General features: G+C 75.0%; 14 protein-coding genes, 1 tRNA gene and 1 other RNA gene. 7 read left to right on the forward strand and 9 right to left on the reverse strand.

Features of this window, described 5'->3' with window-relative positions; genetic code table 11:
* Positions 1-25: 25 nt before the first annotated feature.
* Positions 26-2,365 carry a DNA polymerase III subunit gamma and tau gene (locus ACLIN4_RS16860; RefSeq protein ID WP_411575960.1) on the reverse strand — a complete coding sequence of 780 codons (2,340 nt, stop codon included), beginning with the start codon at positions 2,363-2,365 and terminating at the stop codon, positions 26-28.
* Between the two features lie 69 nt (positions 2,366-2,434).
* Positions 2,435-2,533, reverse strand: an RNA gene (gene ffs, locus ACLIN4_RS16865) — signal recognition particle sRNA small type.
* A gap of 73 nt (positions 2,534-2,606) precedes the next feature.
* Here ffs and ACLIN4_RS16870 point away from each other — a divergent pair.
* Positions 2,607-2,694 (forward strand) — tRNA-Ser (locus ACLIN4_RS16870).
* 351 nt (positions 2,695-3,045) lie between these two features.
* Positions 3,046-3,825, forward strand: a complete 780-nt coding sequence (locus ACLIN4_RS16875; protein WP_411575961.1) for an SDR family oxidoreductase — start codon at positions 3,046-3,048, stop codon at positions 3,823-3,825.
* Positions 3,826-3,968: 143 nt separating this feature from the next.
* Here the strand turns inward: ACLIN4_RS16875 and ACLIN4_RS16880 are convergent, their stop codons facing one another.
* Positions 3,969-4,865, reverse strand: coding sequence for a LysR family transcriptional regulator (locus ACLIN4_RS16880; protein WP_381910637.1), 897 nt, complete (start codon positions 4,863-4,865; stop codon positions 3,969-3,971).
* Between the two features lie 142 nt (positions 4,866-5,007).
* Positions 5,008-5,157, reverse strand: a complete 150-nt coding sequence (locus tag ACLIN4_RS16885; protein WP_411575962.1) for a hypothetical protein — start codon at positions 5,155-5,157, stop codon at positions 5,008-5,010.
* On the opposite strand from ACLIN4_RS16885, the gene ACLIN4_RS16890 reads away from it, so the two are divergent.
* Positions 5,144-5,473, forward strand: coding sequence for a hypothetical protein (locus ACLIN4_RS16890; protein ID WP_289908986.1), 330 nt, complete (start codon positions 5,144-5,146; stop codon positions 5,471-5,473). The genes ACLIN4_RS16885 and ACLIN4_RS16890 overlap by 14 nt on opposite strands.
* A 56-nt stretch (positions 5,474-5,529) precedes the next feature.
* Here ACLIN4_RS16890 and ACLIN4_RS16895 read toward each other — a convergent pair whose 3' ends face one another.
* From ACLIN4_RS16895 to ACLIN4_RS16915, 5 genes are all read right to left on the reverse strand, one after another.
* A complete protein-coding gene (locus tag ACLIN4_RS16895) occupies positions 5,530-7,305 on the reverse strand; it encodes a copper resistance CopC/CopD family protein (protein ID WP_411575963.1) in 1,776 nt (591 codons plus the stop codon).
* A gap of 156 nt (positions 7,306-7,461) precedes the next feature.
* On the reverse strand, positions 7,462-8,226 hold the full coding sequence (locus tag ACLIN4_RS16900; RefSeq protein ID WP_411575964.1) for an SDR family NAD(P)-dependent oxidoreductase: 765 nt from the start codon (positions 8,224-8,226) through the stop codon (positions 7,462-7,464).
* Entirely contained in the window at positions 8,223-8,717 is a 495-nt protein-coding gene (locus ACLIN4_RS16905; RefSeq protein ID WP_107479282.1) for a cupin domain-containing protein, read from the reverse strand. The genes ACLIN4_RS16900 and ACLIN4_RS16905 overlap by 4 nt, the downstream gene beginning before the upstream one ends.
* Positions 8,714-9,346, reverse strand: coding sequence for a GNAT family N-acetyltransferase (locus ACLIN4_RS16910; RefSeq protein WP_107479281.1), 633 nt, complete (start codon positions 9,344-9,346; stop codon positions 8,714-8,716). Before ACLIN4_RS16910 ends, ACLIN4_RS16905 begins: the two co-directional genes overlap by 4 nt.
* A complete protein-coding gene (locus ACLIN4_RS16915) occupies positions 9,339-11,411 on the reverse strand; it encodes a penicillin acylase family protein (protein ID WP_411575965.1) in 2,073 nt (690 codons plus the stop codon). Before ACLIN4_RS16915 ends, ACLIN4_RS16910 begins: the two co-directional genes overlap by 8 nt.
* 82 nt (positions 11,412-11,493) lie before the next feature.
* On the opposite strand from ACLIN4_RS16915, the gene ACLIN4_RS16920 reads away from it, so the two are divergent.
* From ACLIN4_RS16920 to ACLIN4_RS16935, 4 genes are all read left to right on the forward strand, one after another.
* Positions 11,494-12,222 carry a siderophore-interacting protein gene (locus ACLIN4_RS16920; RefSeq protein ID WP_289908991.1) on the forward strand — a complete coding sequence of 243 codons (729 nt, stop codon included), beginning with the start codon at positions 11,494-11,496 and terminating at the stop codon, positions 12,220-12,222.
* 25 nt (positions 12,223-12,247) lie between these two features.
* Positions 12,248-12,841, forward strand: a complete 594-nt coding sequence (locus tag ACLIN4_RS16925) for an HhH-GPD-type base excision DNA repair protein (RefSeq protein WP_100047651.1) — start codon at positions 12,248-12,250, stop codon at positions 12,839-12,841.
* Between the two features lie 348 nt (positions 12,842-13,189).
* Positions 13,190-13,564 carry a hypothetical protein gene (locus ACLIN4_RS16930; protein ID WP_290014720.1) on the forward strand — a complete coding sequence of 125 codons (375 nt, stop codon included), beginning with the start codon at positions 13,190-13,192 and terminating at the stop codon, positions 13,562-13,564.
* Between the two features lie 75 nt (positions 13,565-13,639).
* A complete protein-coding gene (locus tag ACLIN4_RS16935; RefSeq protein WP_179342627.1) occupies positions 13,640-13,777 on the forward strand; it encodes a hypothetical protein in 138 nt (45 codons plus the stop codon).
* The last annotated feature ends 126 nt before the right edge of the window (positions 13,778-13,903 follow it).

Genomic DNA, 13,903 nt, shown 5'->3' on the forward strand with positions numbered 1-13,903 from the left:
GGGTGGCGAGCGCGCCCCGTCCGGCCTACTCGTTCGCGATCTCCTCGACCACGGTCGCCCCCAGCTCCCGCACCAGCAGCTCCTTGCCGGAGAGGGCCGACTCGTCCAGGTCCGGGTCGTCGTCCTCGGGGATGTCGTCCTCGGGGGAGACCGGACGCGGCTCGGGCGCCGGAGGTCTGGGCGCGGGAGCGGGGGCGGCGGCCGGGGCGGACGCGGGCGTCGGCGCGGCGGGCGCGGACGGCGCGGACGCCGGGGGCTGGGCGCCCGGCGTGGGCGCCGACGGGCGCTGCGCGGGCGCACCGCCGCCGAAGCCGCCACCGCCTCCGCCCGAGGCGTTCCCGAAGCCGCCGGGTCCGCCGTACCCGCCGGCGGGGCCGGACGGAGAGGGAGGCGCCGAGCCGCCGGACGGATCGACGACCGCGTCGACCTTCCACTGCACGTTGAACTGCTCCGCCAGGGCCTGCCGCAGCACGTCCTCGCTCCCGCTGCTCAGGAAGTTGTCGCGCGCCCCGGCGTTGACGAAACCGATCTGCAGGGTGGTGCCGTCGAAGCCGGTCACCTGGGCGTTCTGGCTGAGCAGGATCCAGGTGAACCGGCGGCGGTTCTTCACCGCCTCCAGGATGTTGGGCCAGATCTGGCGGGGGTCGACTCCGGAGCCCGGCGGCGGGGAGGCGGGGGCGGCGGCGGTCGGCGCGGGTGCGGGAGCCGCGGCCGGAGGCGCGGCGGGGCCGGGGCCGGGAGCGGGGGCGGCCGGTGTCCGGGACTGCCCACCGCCCGCGGGAGCCGCGGTGGGCCACCCGCCGGGGCGCCGCCCGCCACCCGCGGGCGCCGCGGTGGGCCAGGCACCGGGCGCGGGCGTCGAGGCGGGCGCCGCGGGAGGAGCGGCGTCGGGCGCAGGGGCGGGCGCGGGAGCGGCGGGAGGCCGGCCACCGCCGACCGGGCCGCCGCCGTCACCGTCACCGTGAGAGTGACCGGCACCGGCGGCCGGCTCCGGGGCGGGACCACTCCGGCCGGCCGCCGCCGGGGCGCCCCCGCCACCGGCCCCGGGCGCCCGCACGGCGGCCCGGGCAGCGGCGGGCCCACCGCCCGGCGGGACCGGAGCGGCAGGAGCGGCAGGAGCGGCAGCGGAGGGGACCGCGGTACCGGCATGCGCCTCAGGTCCGGGCACGTACCCCATGGCGGGCGCGCCGGTTGCCGCCGGGAACTGCACGCCGCGCTCGATGCGGTCCAGCCGCGCCATCACCGAACGCTCGTCGCCGTACGCGGCGGGCAGCAGCACGCGCGCGCAGATCAGCTCCAGCTGGAGGCGGGGCGAGTGGGCACCCCGCATCTCGGTGAGCCCCTCGTTGACGATGTCGGCGGCACGGCTCAGCTCGGCGGCGCCGAAGGACCGCGCCTGGGCCTGCATGCGCTCGACGACGTCGGCGGGGGCGTCGATGAGCCCCTTCTCCGCGGCGTCGGGCACGGCGGCGAGGATCACCAGGTCACGCAGGCGCTCCAGCAGATCGGTGACGAAGCGCCGCGGGTCGTTGCCGCTCTCGATCACCCGGTCCACGACCTCGAAGGCGGCCGAGCCGTCCCCTGTGACGAACGCCTCGACGACGGAGTCGAGCAGCGAGCCGTCCGTGTAGCCGAGCAGGGCCGTCGTCATGTCGTACGTCACACCGTCGGCACCGGCGCCCGCGAGCAGCTGGTCCATGACGGACATGGAGTCCCGGACGGAACCCGCGCCGGCCCGCACCACCAGGGGCAGCACGCCGTCCTCGATCGCGATCCCCTCCCTGCCGCAGACCTCGGCGAGGTAGTCGCGCAGGGTGCCGGGCGGCACGAGGCGGAAGGGGTAGTGGTGGGTCCGGGACCGGATGGTGCCGATGACCTTCTCGGGCTCGGTGGTCGCGAAGATGAACTTGAGGTGCTCCGGCGGCTCCTCGACGACCTTCAGCAGGGCGTTGAAGCCCTGCGGCGAGACCATGTGGGCCTCGTCGATGATGTAGATCTTGTACCGGCTGGAGGCAGGCCCGAAGAACGCCTTCTCGCGCAGGTCACGGGCGTCGTCCACGCCTCCGTGGGAGGCGGCGTCGATCTCGATGACGTCGATGGAACCCGGCCCGTTCCTCGCCAGGTCACGGCAGGACTGGCACTCGCCGCACGGGGTGGGAGTGGGGCCCTGCTCGCAGTTCAGGCAGCGCGCCAGGATGCGGGCGCTGGTCGTCTTGCCGCAGCCGCGCGGACCGCTGAACAGGTACGCGTGATTGACCCGGTTGTTCCGCAGCGCCTGCTGCAACGGGTCGGTGACATGCCCCTGACCGATGACCTCGGCGAAGGACTCCGGGCGGTAACGGCGGTAGAGCGCGAGAGACGACACGCATACGAGGTTATAGGCGCCCACCGACAACCGGCCCCGCCCGCGGACCCCGACCGCCCCCGCCCCGTGAACGCAAGCGCCCCCCACGCACCCGCCAGAGCCGACCTACCCTTGCTGCCTTCCGGCCCTGGGGGAGTTCAGTCAGATAGCGCCGCGTGAGGGGCTGAGCCACACGTTACCCGATCCGGGGGCCGGAGAACGAGTTCGCGAGCACTCTCCGACGTCATGTAATGTTCTCTGCGGAGGATTCGCCTAGAGGCCTAGGGCGCACGCTTGGAAAGCGTGTTGGGGGCAACCCCTCACGAGTTCGAATCTCGTATCCTCCGCCAGTGCCTCACCGGGCACGATGTCGAAGGGCCCCACCGTTCGCGGTGGGGCCCTTCGACGTGCGTGGTGCCGGCGCCCGCGCATCTCGGGTGACCTCTCCTCGGTGGCACCGGCGCGGCGCGGTGGTCCCGGCGGCGCCGGCGGTCCGGTCGGCGTCGGCGTCGGCGTCGGCGTCGGCGACCCAGCCACAGCCACAGCCACAGCCACAGCCACAGCCACAGCGCCGATATAGGGATTCCCTATGCCCCCCGCTCACATTTCGTCTTTGCCTCCCTTTCTTTTTCGGTCGTAGCGTGAAGCCGATCGACGAGGTGATCACCTCGATTCACGCTCACGACGGCAAGGAATGCGGAATGACCGAGAACGAGAACTCGAACGGGACCGGATATGACGAACGGGAATTCACGGGGAAGCGAGTGCTCGTCACGGGTGGCACCCGGGGAATCGGGGCGGCCGTCGTGCGTCAGTTCCTCGACGCGGGTGCGAAGGTGCTGACGGCCGCCAGGTCGGCGGCGGGCACGGCGCCGGAAGGGGCCGCGTTCGTCGCGGCCGACGTGGGGACCCCGGCCGGCGGGAAGGTGCTCGCGGAGGCCGCGCGGGACGTGCTCGGAGGCGTGGACGTCCTGGTCCACAACGCGGGTGGTGCCCAACCGTACAGGAGCGCGCTGGACATCCCCGACGAGGAGTGGCGGGCGGCGCTGGATCTCAACTTCCTGGCGGCGGTGCGGCTGGACGCGCTGCTGGCGCCGGGCATGCGGGAGCGGCGTTCGGGCGTGATCGTGCACGTCTCCTCGGCCGCGGTCCCCGCCGCGCTGCCGCCGTTCCTGCACTACGAGGCGGCGAAGGCGGCGCTGGAGAACTACAGCCGGGGCATGGCCGCGGAGCTGGCCCCGGCCGGGGTCCGGGTCAACACGGTGAGCCCCGGCCGGGTCGCCACGCCCGGGGGCGAAGCGACGCGTGCGCAGTGGGCGCGTCTGTCCGAGGGCCCGGGCCCGGACACCACCACGCCGCTGGGACGCGACGGCCGGCCCGGCGACATCGCCGACGCGGTGCTGTTCCTCGCGTCCGACCGGGCGGGCTGGCTCACCGGAAGCAACATCTTCGTGGACGGCGGGGAATTCCCCAGGGGATGACACCGGCGGATATCCGTCGAGTATTCCGTGGAGTGTTTTCGTGGAATGGTTTCGCGGAGGGCTCCGCGGAGGGCTTCGTGGCTGATCAACGTGGCGGGAATTCGGGCGGGTCGATCTGGTGGTGCCTGCCCTCGCCCCGACTGTCAGGGAATTGACGGGAAGGGAAGGGAGTCGGACCGGAATTCCTCGCGCAGGAAGGTGAGCAGGGCCTGCTCCGCCGGACCCGCGCCCTGGCGGAGCACGGCGATGACGGGCTGGGACACGGCCGGGAAGACCGGGCGGACGAGGTGCCGGTGATCACGGGGCACCACCGAGGCGGGCACCAGCGCCGCCCCCAGTCCGTGGGCGGCCCAGCGCACGGCCGTCGCCGTCTGGGAGACGCGGGCGGCCGTGACGGGCGCCGGGTCGGTGTCGCGCAGCACGTTCAGCAGTACGCCGTCCAAGACGCTGTCGCGGTCGAACCGCACCCACGGTTCCCCCTTCAGCGCGCTCAGCTCGACCCGGTCCGCGGCGAGCTGCGGGTGTCCGGCGCCCAGCACCGCGACGAACTCCTCGTCGCCGAGGTGGTGGGCGTCGGCGGGGCTCCGCTCGCACACCGCCATCAGGGCGAGGTCCAGGACGCCCCGGCGGCACAGGCGCTCCAGCTCGGCGGAGTTCGGTTCCTCGAAGACGGTGACCTCAAGACGCGGGAAGCGGCGGCGCAGGGCGCCCAGCGCACCCGGCAGCTGCCCCGTGCCCAGGCCCAGCTGTGCGGAGACCACCAGCTCGCCCACCAGTTCCTCGGCCCCGGCCCGTGCCGTGGCCCGCGCCCGCCGCGCCGCGCTCACCGCGGCCTCGGCGTCCCGCAGGAACGCCCGGCCGACGGCGGTGGGCACCAGCCCGGTCGGCGTGCGGGCGAACAGCTCCACGCCCAGCTCCCGCTCCAGGCCGCGGATCTGCTGGGACACCGAGGGCTGGGCGACGCGCAGCGCTTCCGCCGCGGCGGTCACCGAACCCTTCTCGGCCACGGCCAGGGCGTACTCGAACTGACGAAGGCTCATCCGGCTCCCCTCTCCTCTCCTGCGGGCCGCGGCCCGCCCGATCGTCGTCCCTGGAGGGAAGAAGCCGTTCGCGGCCGCCGTTCATCCCGGTCCTCGTGAGTGGCGGGTCGAGGGGGCCGGCCGCGCGGGCGCCCCTCCCCCTTCACCGCTCCGTCTCCGTCTCCGTCTCCGTCTCCCCCTCCGTCTCCATCTCCGTCTCCCCCTCCGTCTCCATCTCCGTCTCCAGCCGTACCTTCGGCAGGTGCCGGGCCAGGGGCGACGGGAGCCACCTCCGGCCGGTGTTCTCGGTCACCGGAGCGACCGACGCGCTCGGCAGACCGCTCACGCCCCTCCTGCTCACCCTGCTGATCAGCCTGTTCTGGATTCTCGCCGTCGGGCTCAGCCGGGTGCGGGAGCCGCTGCTGACGCCGGTGGCCGCCGGGGTGGCGTACGCGGTGGCCGCCCTGGTCCTGAGCGGGGTGCTGTCGCCCGTGCTCACGAGTGAACTGCGAGGTCCCCTGGCACGGCCGCAGGCCATCCTGCCGATGCTCCTCGTCAACGGCGTGTGGGGCGCGGTCTGCGGCGTCTGCGCGCTGGGCGTGCGCCGGTTGCGCGGCGGAGCGGTGTGAGTGGAGGAGCGGCGTGAGTGCAGAGGGGTGCGCGCGGACGGGGGGGTGGTGGCGCGCTATCTCTCGATGCGGATCCGCCTCGACTCGCTCACCTGGTCGATCTCCGACACCCGGACCGTCGTCCTCATCGTCCAGGTGCCGGGAAGCGGGAGGGTGAGGGAGTTGGCGCTCCAGTAGCCGCCCCGGTCCACGAGTGCCGCGTCGATCGGACCGACGTCCTGGTCGGGCAGGGTGAAGGAGAGGCGCAGTTCGGGGACGGCGGCCAGGCTGCCGTCGGGGCCGAAGACGACGGCCTGCACGGCGTTGTCGCCGGTGCGGCCGGGGTCCAGGGTGATCTGGACCGTGCCCCGGCCCGAGGCGCCGATCTCGAAGGGGATCGTGGTGACGGACGCGGGCAGCACCCCGCCCGCCGGCGCGGTGCGCGCCGCCTCGGCCGCCGCGCGGCCCGGCACGGTGCTGGTGAGCACGGTGGTGATCCCCAGGACGACCGCCGCGACGCCGGCCTCGGCGAGGACGGACCTGCGCAGGCCCCGGCGGTGTGCCTCGCCGACGGTTCCGGGCGGTGGCACCGGCCCGGACGGCTCCGGGGTGGCCTCCCCGCCCCCGGGCGGCCCGCCCACCCGTTCCGGCACCCTCTCGGGTGCGCGCTTCCGTTCCCGTACGGCTGTCCCGGGGTCCACCAGGGCCGCCGTCCACCGTCGGGACACCGCCGCCGCGGCCAGCAGCACGGCGACCGCCGCCAGCTTGGCCAGCAGCAGCCTGCCGTACGTCGTCCCGGTGAGCGCCTGCCAGGAGCCGAGGCCGCGCCAGGACTGGTAGACGCCCGTGACGGCCAGGACGGTCACGGAGGCGAGGGCGACCCGGGAGAAGCGGGTGACCGTGGCGACGTCCGTGGTGCCGCGCAGGGTGACGAGGAGGGCGACAAGGCCGCCGAGCCAGACGGCGGTGGCGAGCAGGTGCAGCACGGACGACGTCACCGCGAGCGGTACCTGGATGCCGGCGGAGGCGTGCTCGGCGGCGGACCAGGTCAGGGCGAGACCGACGGCGAGCGCGGCGCCCACCGCGGCCGGGACGGGGGTGGGCACTCGGCGCCGGGCGGTACGGGACGTGCGGGTGAGGAAGAGCGCGACCGGCACCAGCAGGGCCAGTCTGAGCAGCAGCAGCGCGCCCGGCCGGGTCGTCGCCGTGTCGCCCAGCGCGGAGACGTCCAGGACGGCCGACGGTCCCGTCCCCGCCTCGTACGGGGCCCTGAGCAGCAGCAGGGCGACGGTGGCGGCGAGCAGCGTCCACCAGGACGCCACCAGCGGCCGGCGCAGCGGGGCGGTGTCCGGCGGGCGGCACAGGGCGACGAAGGCGGCGGTGCCGATGAGCAGGGCGGCGGCGGGGTGGGCGAGGTAGCGGGCGATCTTGTGGAGGGTGGCGGTGAGCGGGTTCTCGGTGGGGCCGGGGTCCACCGGTGCCGTCGAGGCGGAGGGCTTGCCGACGGAGAAGGTGAAGGCGCCGGAGACGGGGTGGCTGTCGGCCGAGACCACTCGCCAGGCCACGGTGTACGTGCCCTCGCCGAGCCGGCCCGGCAGCGTGACGCGGGCCGTGTCGGAACGGCCGTCCGCCCGGCCGGCCTCCCCCGTCCGCACCCGGTGGCCTCCTGGGTCGAGGACGCGGAACGAGTCGTCGCGCAGGCCGACGGACTCGGTGAAGGTCAGGGTGACGTGGCGCGGGGCGCGCTGGAGGACGCTGCCGTCCCCGGGGTCGGTGGAGCGGAGGGCCGCGTGGGCGGACGCCGGTCCCGCGCCGCCGAGGACGAGCAGGACCAGCGCGGCGCCCAGCAGCACCGGCCACCGAAGCGCCCGTCGTCCTCGCGGTCGCCGGTTCCCGGCACGCGCACCGTCATCACACCTCACGTCGTGTCCCCGTCGTCGGAAGCCACTGCCTCGGGGATACGTACGGACGCGGCGGCCGCACCGCTCAGCGGATGCGCGGCCGGTTCCTCACCACGACGGACGTGCCGTCACCCCGCCGTCCACCACGAGGTCGTGACCGGTGACCCAGGACGCTAGCCGTGAGGCGAGGAACACGCACGCGTCGCCGACGTCCTCCGGCCGCCCCAGGCGTCCCGTGGGCGCGGCCCGCAGCCACCGCCGTACGCCGTCCGGCCAGGACTCGGCGAGACCGTCCCGGTCGACGAGGCCGGGCGAGACGGTGTTGACCCTGACTCCCCACGGCCCGTACTCCAGGGCCGCCGAACGGGCGTGCATCACGACCGCCGCCTTGGATGCGCTGTAGTGCGCGTGGGCGGGAGCGGGCGCGCCGGCCTCGATGGACGCGATGTGGGTGACGGTGCCGCCGTCGTCCTGGTCCCGCATGATCCCGGCGGCGGCCTGGGTGCACGCGAAGACGCCGGTGAGGTTGGTGTCGACGACCTCCCGCCACTCGGCGGCCGTCATGCCGGGCAGCTCCCGCAGCGGCTGCACGCCCGCGTTGTTGACCAGTGCGGTCAGCCGTCCGCCGCCCCAGTCGGCGGCGTCCCCGACCAGGGCGCGGCAGGCGTCCTCGTCGGTGAGGTCGGCGCGCAGCACGGTCGCCCGTCCGCCGAGCCCCCTGATCCGCGCGGCGGCGTCCTCCGCCGCCACCACCGCCGTACGGCAGTGCACCGCGACCGCCGCGCCCTCCTCGGCGAAGCGCAGCGCGATGCCCCGGCCGATGCCGCCGCCCGCGCCGGTGACCAGGGCGACCTGTCCGTCGAGGAGTGTCATGGGCGGCACAGTTCCACGATCCGCTCCGCCCGGTCCGGGTAGCGCGCCGTGAGTTCGGCCGCGTCGCCGTGCTCGTAGTCCGCGTAGGTGAAACCGGGCGCCATCGTGCAGCCGAAGAGCGACCACGCCCCGCCGGGGGCCACCCGGCCGCCCATCCAGGTCCCGGCGGGGACCGTGAACTGCACGTGCTGGCCGCCCAGGACGTCCGGTCCCAGCACGGCCGTACGCGTGCCGCCGTCCGGGCCGAGGAGCAGCAGCTCCAGGGGGTCGCCGAGGTAGAAGTGCCAGACCTCGTCGGTGGGCAGCCGGTGCAGCGCGGAGAAGTCGTCCGGCCGGGCGGTCAGCAGCGCCACGACGGCGGTCCCGGCGGGGCGTCCGTCGGGGCGCTCGGGACCGGCCCAGGTGCGGCGGAACAGGCCGCCCTCCCGGGGGATGGGCTCCAGCCCGTAGTGCGCGATCAGGTCCTCGGCGGTCGGCGGGGGCGGCGTCACGCCGGGAAGGCTACCTCCCGGCGGAGGAAGGCGAGTTGCGCCTTCTTCTCCGGCAGGTACACGTCCGGCAGATCGACCTCGGGCAGCACGACGGCCGGTCCGGCGGTGAAGCCCTGCTTGACGAAGCGGGCGATCGCCTTGTCGTTGCCCACGTCCGGGTCGACCACGATCCGCCTCCGGTCCAGGCCGACCAGGACGTACGCCATGACGGCCGAGGCGAGCGCGGCCGTCCAGCCGGGACGCGCGCCCTCGGGCCCCGCGGGCGCGAGCAGCAGGTGGACGCCGATGTCACCGGGTTCGACGTCGTAGCACTCGCTCACCCGGTCGGCCTCGGGGTCGTAGGTCTGGAGCAGCGCGACCGGCTCGCCGTCCTTCACCACCAGGAAGGCGTGGTGGGTGTCGAGCGTGTCCATGTGGGCGTAGACACCGGCGACCTGATCCCGTGTGAGGCCGGTCATGCCCCAGAAGGCGGCGCGCTCCTCGCTCACCCAGCGGTGGATCACGTCGGCGTCCGCGGCGGCGTCGAGGGGGAGGAGGCGGACGGTGCCGAAGCCGTCCAGCTCCTGCTCGTGGACGGGTGTGCGGGAGGCGTACGCCGACGTTCGGGGGGCCGTGTGCGGGTCAGTCATCGGTTTCCTTCGTGAGCCGGTCGAAGTCGGTGATCACCGGGGCGAGTTCGCCGTCGAGCCACAGGGTCTGCTGGTCGCGGTGGTGGGGCGAGCCGGGGACGCCCGAGGCGCCGTGGGGCACCACCCAGCGGCTGTGCTGCCGGTCGGCCAGGTCCCAGACGTAGCGGGCGGCCGGGCCCCGCGCGGCGCGGTCGGTGAGTCCGGGCACGGCGGAGGTGCACAGCACGCAGTCGTGGTCGCCGGGCAGGCGGGGTTCCTCCCGGCCGTCGGAGGTGTCGGGCAGGGCTCGCCAGGGGGCGAGGCGGTGGGTGTCGCCCCAGGTGCCTGCGGGGGGCCGGGCGGCCACCTCCTCCAGCGCGGAGCGGACGGCTTCGGCGCGGTCGACGCCGTACAGGTCGTCCGCGCGCAGCAGGTGTTCGAGGGCGTACGCGACGCGCGGTACCAGCGCGAGCCACGGCAGGAGCACCTCGGGGTACGCGGGTGCCACGGCCGCGGGGGCGAGGGCCGGGTGGGCCGCGAGGCGCCGTACGACGGCTCCGCGCACGGCCGCGTACGCCGCCGCCTCGGTGCTGTCGGCGTCCATGTGCCGGTCCCAGGCGAGGAGGCGGTCGCGGAGGGCGGCGGCCTCGGGGGACAGGTCGTCCAGGGCGGCGAGGCGGTCCAGGAGGGGGCCGGCCGAGGCGAGGTGGGTGTCCGTGTGGATCGCGGGCATGTCGGCCGCCGACCAGTCGTCCTTGCCGGCGAGCAGGGCGGCGATGCGGTCGGCGCGGTGCGGCGGGGCGAACTCGACGCCGAGCGGGGCGGCCGGGCCGCGCTGGTTGGCCATCACGGCGACGCCCTCGGTGAGGCCGGCGCGGGGCGGGGTGTGCCAGCCGGCCCACTCGTGGCCGGGCTCCCAGGCGAGCACCGGGCGCAGGCTGTTGGCGCTCGCCCGCACCGGTACGCGTCCCGCCACCCGGTGCAGCAGCCCGCCCTCGGTGTCGGCGGCCTGCACGACGTTGACCGGCTCGGCCCACGCGTCCAGGGCGCGGTCCACGTCGGCGACCCGGCGGGCCCGCAGCAGCGGCAGCAGGGCGCTGAAGCCGAGGTCGGCGGTGACGCGGGGCGGGTAGCGCAGGCTGAGGGCGGCCGGGGTGCCGTCGTCCAGACCCTCGGGGCCGCCGGCGATCACCGGTCCCCGGTCGGTCTCGATGACCTCGATGTCGACGCTCTCCTCGCCCGCGACGTGGATCGTCTCGGTGTGCCGGGCGGCGCGGTGCCAGGCGCCGTCGGGGCCGAGCGCCTCGACGCCGGCGCCGGTGCGGCGCAGCCGTTCGCGGTAGAGGTCCTGGTAGTCGGCCATGGCGTTGGTGATCGCCCACGCGACCGTGCCGGTGTGGCCGAAGTGGGCGATGCCGGGGACACCGGGCACGGCGAGTCCGACGACGTCGAACTCCGGGCAGGACAGGTGGATCTGCTGGTAGACGCCGGGGTCCTCGATGAAGCGGTGCGGGTCGCCGGCGACGATCGCGTGTCCGGTGGCGGTGCGTTCGCCGGAGACCAGCCAGCCGTTGCTGCCGGCGGTGCCGGGGCCGTCGGTGGCGAAGAGGGCCACGGCGTCCGGGCCGAGGTGGGCGGTGATGTGCTCGCGCCAGAGCTTGGCGGGGAAGCCGGCGAAGAGGATGTGGGTGGCGAGCCAGACGGCGAGCGGGGTCCACGGCTCCCAGCGGCCGGGGGTGAGGTCCACCCGGGCGAACTCGGGGGCGTCGCAGGCGGCGAGCCCCTCGTTCACGCCGTCCACGTACGCCCGTACCCAGGCGGCCGTCTCCGGGTCCTTCTCCTCCAGGGCGGTGAAGCAGCGGCGGGCGGTGTCCGCGAGGCGGGCGCGCCGGGCCAGGCGGTCCCAGGACAGCGCCTCGGGGCCCAGGAAGGACGCGGAGGTGCCCTGGGCGCGGTGCCGCTCGACCTCCAGCTGCCAGGCCCGGTCCCGGGCGGTCACCCGGCCCTGGGCGCGGGCGAGTTCGTCCGCGTCGGCCGCGCGGAGGTGGGGAATCCCCCAGGCGTCGCGGTATGTCTCGGCGCTCACCCCTGTGCCTCTACTTTCCTTTAGGTTAGGCTCACCTAAGTCTTTCGTCGTGGCCGAATAGTACGTGAAGGGTGAAGAAACGATGGGGCAGGGGCGGGGTTGGGAGGGCGCGGTCCTCAAGCTGATGCGGGGCAAGGACTTCGAGTTCACCGTGACGGACGTCGAGGACGTGACGCCGGACTTCCGGCGGCTGCGCCTGACCGACGGCGGCATGCTGGCGGCGACCGGGGTGCACCCGACGATGTGGGTGCGGCTGTGGTTCGACAACGCGGGCAAGCCGCACCAGCGGGCGTACACGCTGGTCGACCCGGACCCGGCGGCCGGCACCTTCGGCATGGAGTTCGCGCTGCACGAGGGGTGCGCGAGTGACTGGGCGCGGGCGGCGAAGCCGGGCGTCACCATCGAGGCGACCGTCCAGGGCACGGGTTTCCAGGCTCCCGAGCCCGCGCCCTCCCGGCTCTTCGCGGTCGCGGACCCGGCGTCCCTGCCCGCGCTGAACTCGCTGCTCGACGCGATGGGGCCGGTCCCGGCGACGATCTGGTTCGAGGGCGGCGGCGCGGACGACGGACTGCCCTTGCGCACCGACCCCGACCGCCACGAGGTCCGCACGGTCCCTCGCCGGGACGCGGGCGCCCACCTGGTCGCACAGGTGAAGGAGGCGCTGCCGGAGCTGCTGCGGTCCACTCCCGAGCCGTACGTCTGGATCGCCTGCGACACGGCGACGACGCGGGCGCTGGGCGCGTACGCCCGTAAGGAGCTGGGAGTGCCCAAGCAGCGGGTGAACGCCCTGGGGTACTGGCGCGCGACCTGAGCCGTCCCTTGCGATCATCGGGGGCATGGACGTCACACTGCACCTCGCCCAGGACCCCGAGGCCGACGAGCTCCTCGGCCGCAGTCCGCTCGCCGCGCTGGTGGGCATGTTGCTCGACCAGCAAGTGCCCATGGAGTGGGCGTTCAAGGGGCCGTCGACCATCGCCCGGCGCATGGGCGCGGAGGACCTGGACGCCCACGACATCGCGGCGTACGACCCGGAGGGCTTCGCCGCGCTGCTCTCCGAGAAGCCGGCGGTGCACCGCTACCCCGGTTCGATGGCGGGACGGGTGCAGCAGCTGTGCCGGTACCTCGTCGAGACGTACGACGGTGACGCCGAGGCGGTGTGGCGGGGCGTCGGCAGCGGCAAGGAGCTGCTGAAGCGGCTCCAGGAACTGCCGGGCTTCGGCAAGCAGAAGGCCCAGATCTTCCTGGCCCTGCTGGGCAAGCAGCTCGGCGTCCGGCCGGAGGGCTGGCGCGAGGCGGCCGGCGCGTACGGCGAGCCGGACTCCTTCCGCTCGGTGGCCGACATCACCGGGCCGGAGTCACTGACGAAGGTCCGGGCGTACAAGCAGGAGGCCAAGGCGGCGGCGAAGGCGGCGAAGGCATCCGGCAAGTAGCCTGGGCCGGCTGTCCCCGGCCTCCCGTGAGCAGCGTGGCCCCCTGTTCCGCGGCCTCAGGCAGATCGTGGCCGCCGTCCACGACCCGGCGATGCCCGCACGCCTTCCTCGGTGGCGTGCCGATCGACTGACCGGTCGAGTCGGCCACCGTCCCCATGCCGGTCGGCGGCTGCCGGCTGGTCGTCGTCGGAGTGGTGGAGGCCCGTCACGGCCGCGGTCCTGCGCAGACGTGCCCCCGCGGGTCCCGCGCACGCAGTGACCGGCGCCCCCGGCCCGACCCTACGCCGAGCGAGCGGTTCTCGCGCCGACGCGATGACCGACGCCCGCCCGGCGGGGACACGAACCGACGTGAGACCCGCACCGCACGCCGCCACCACCGTCCGCGCCGCACCCGCCGGGCGGGCGGCGCGTGGCGGGCGCCGTGGTGCGTGGCTGCGGGTCCTCGTCCTGCTGGTCGCCCTCGTCTTGCCCTGCGCCCACGCGACGGCCCAGGCGGCGCCCCTCGCGCCGGTCGCGGGTGCGAGCGGCACAGGCGTCGGTGCCGGCGAGTACGACCATCTCGACACCGCCCCGCGCGCACCGGCCCGAAGCGTCCGGCGCGGTGCCGTGCTCCGGGCCCTGTCGCCGGGGCGGAAGGCCGGACCCCGGGAGCGGCGGTCCGTCGCACCTCCCGTACCGGCCGGGCCACCGTCCTCTCCTCGTTCCGTGGTCCTGCGCTGCTGAGAGCGCCCGGCCGGGCGGTCCGCCCGGTCCGAACGCCCCGCGCCGACACACCCGAACAGGAACGAGGAAGCAGCCATGTCCGACGACCCCTACGCCGTCCTGCGCGCCCTCCTGCGCGCCGAGGGCGCCCGGCGCACCCCGGATCCCGACACCGGCAAGCCGCAGGCTCCCGGCGAACCCCGCCCGCCCGAGCACGAGGGGAGGCGTGACTGACCGAGCCGGCCGAGCACTGCGGAGGCGGTCCGGCCGCCTCCGCCGCGGCGGGACCCGGTCACGGCCGTACCGACCGGGTCCCGGCCCTGTTTGCCCCCGTTTACGGCTTCTCTTCCAGCGCCGCAC

This window comes from Streptomyces mutabilis (assembly GCF_046628145.1).
In the GTDB taxonomy this organism is placed as follows: domain Bacteria; phylum Actinomycetota; class Actinomycetes; order Streptomycetales; family Streptomycetaceae; genus Streptomyces; species Streptomyces mutabilis.

Excerpts from the sequence above, each read along its gene's own strand:
- ACLIN4_RS16875 (WP_411575961.1), top strand. The coding sequence starts at position 3,046 with ATGACCGAGAACGAGAACTCGAACGGGACCGGATATGACGAACGGGAA.
- ACLIN4_RS16935 (WP_179342627.1), top strand. The coding sequence starts at position 13,640 with ATGTCCGACGACCCCTACGCCGTCCTGCGCGCCCTCCTGCGCGCCGAG.
- ACLIN4_RS16910 (WP_107479281.1), bottom strand. The coding sequence starts at position 9,346 with ATGACTGACCCGCACACGGCCCCCCGAACGTCGGCGTACGCCTCCCGC.
- ACLIN4_RS16920 (WP_289908991.1), top strand. The coding sequence starts at position 11,494 with ATGGGGCAGGGGCGGGGTTGGGAGGGCGCGGTCCTCAAGCTGATGCGG.
- ACLIN4_RS16925 (WP_100047651.1), top strand. The coding sequence starts at position 12,248 with ATGGACGTCACACTGCACCTCGCCCAGGACCCCGAGGCCGACGAGCTC.
- ACLIN4_RS16900 (WP_411575964.1), bottom strand. The coding sequence starts at position 8,226 with ATGACACTCCTCGACGGACAGGTCGCCCTGGTCACCGGCGCGGGCGGC.
- ACLIN4_RS16880 (WP_381910637.1), bottom strand. The coding sequence starts at position 4,865 with ATGAGCCTTCGTCAGTTCGAGTACGCCCTGGCCGTGGCCGAGAAGGGT.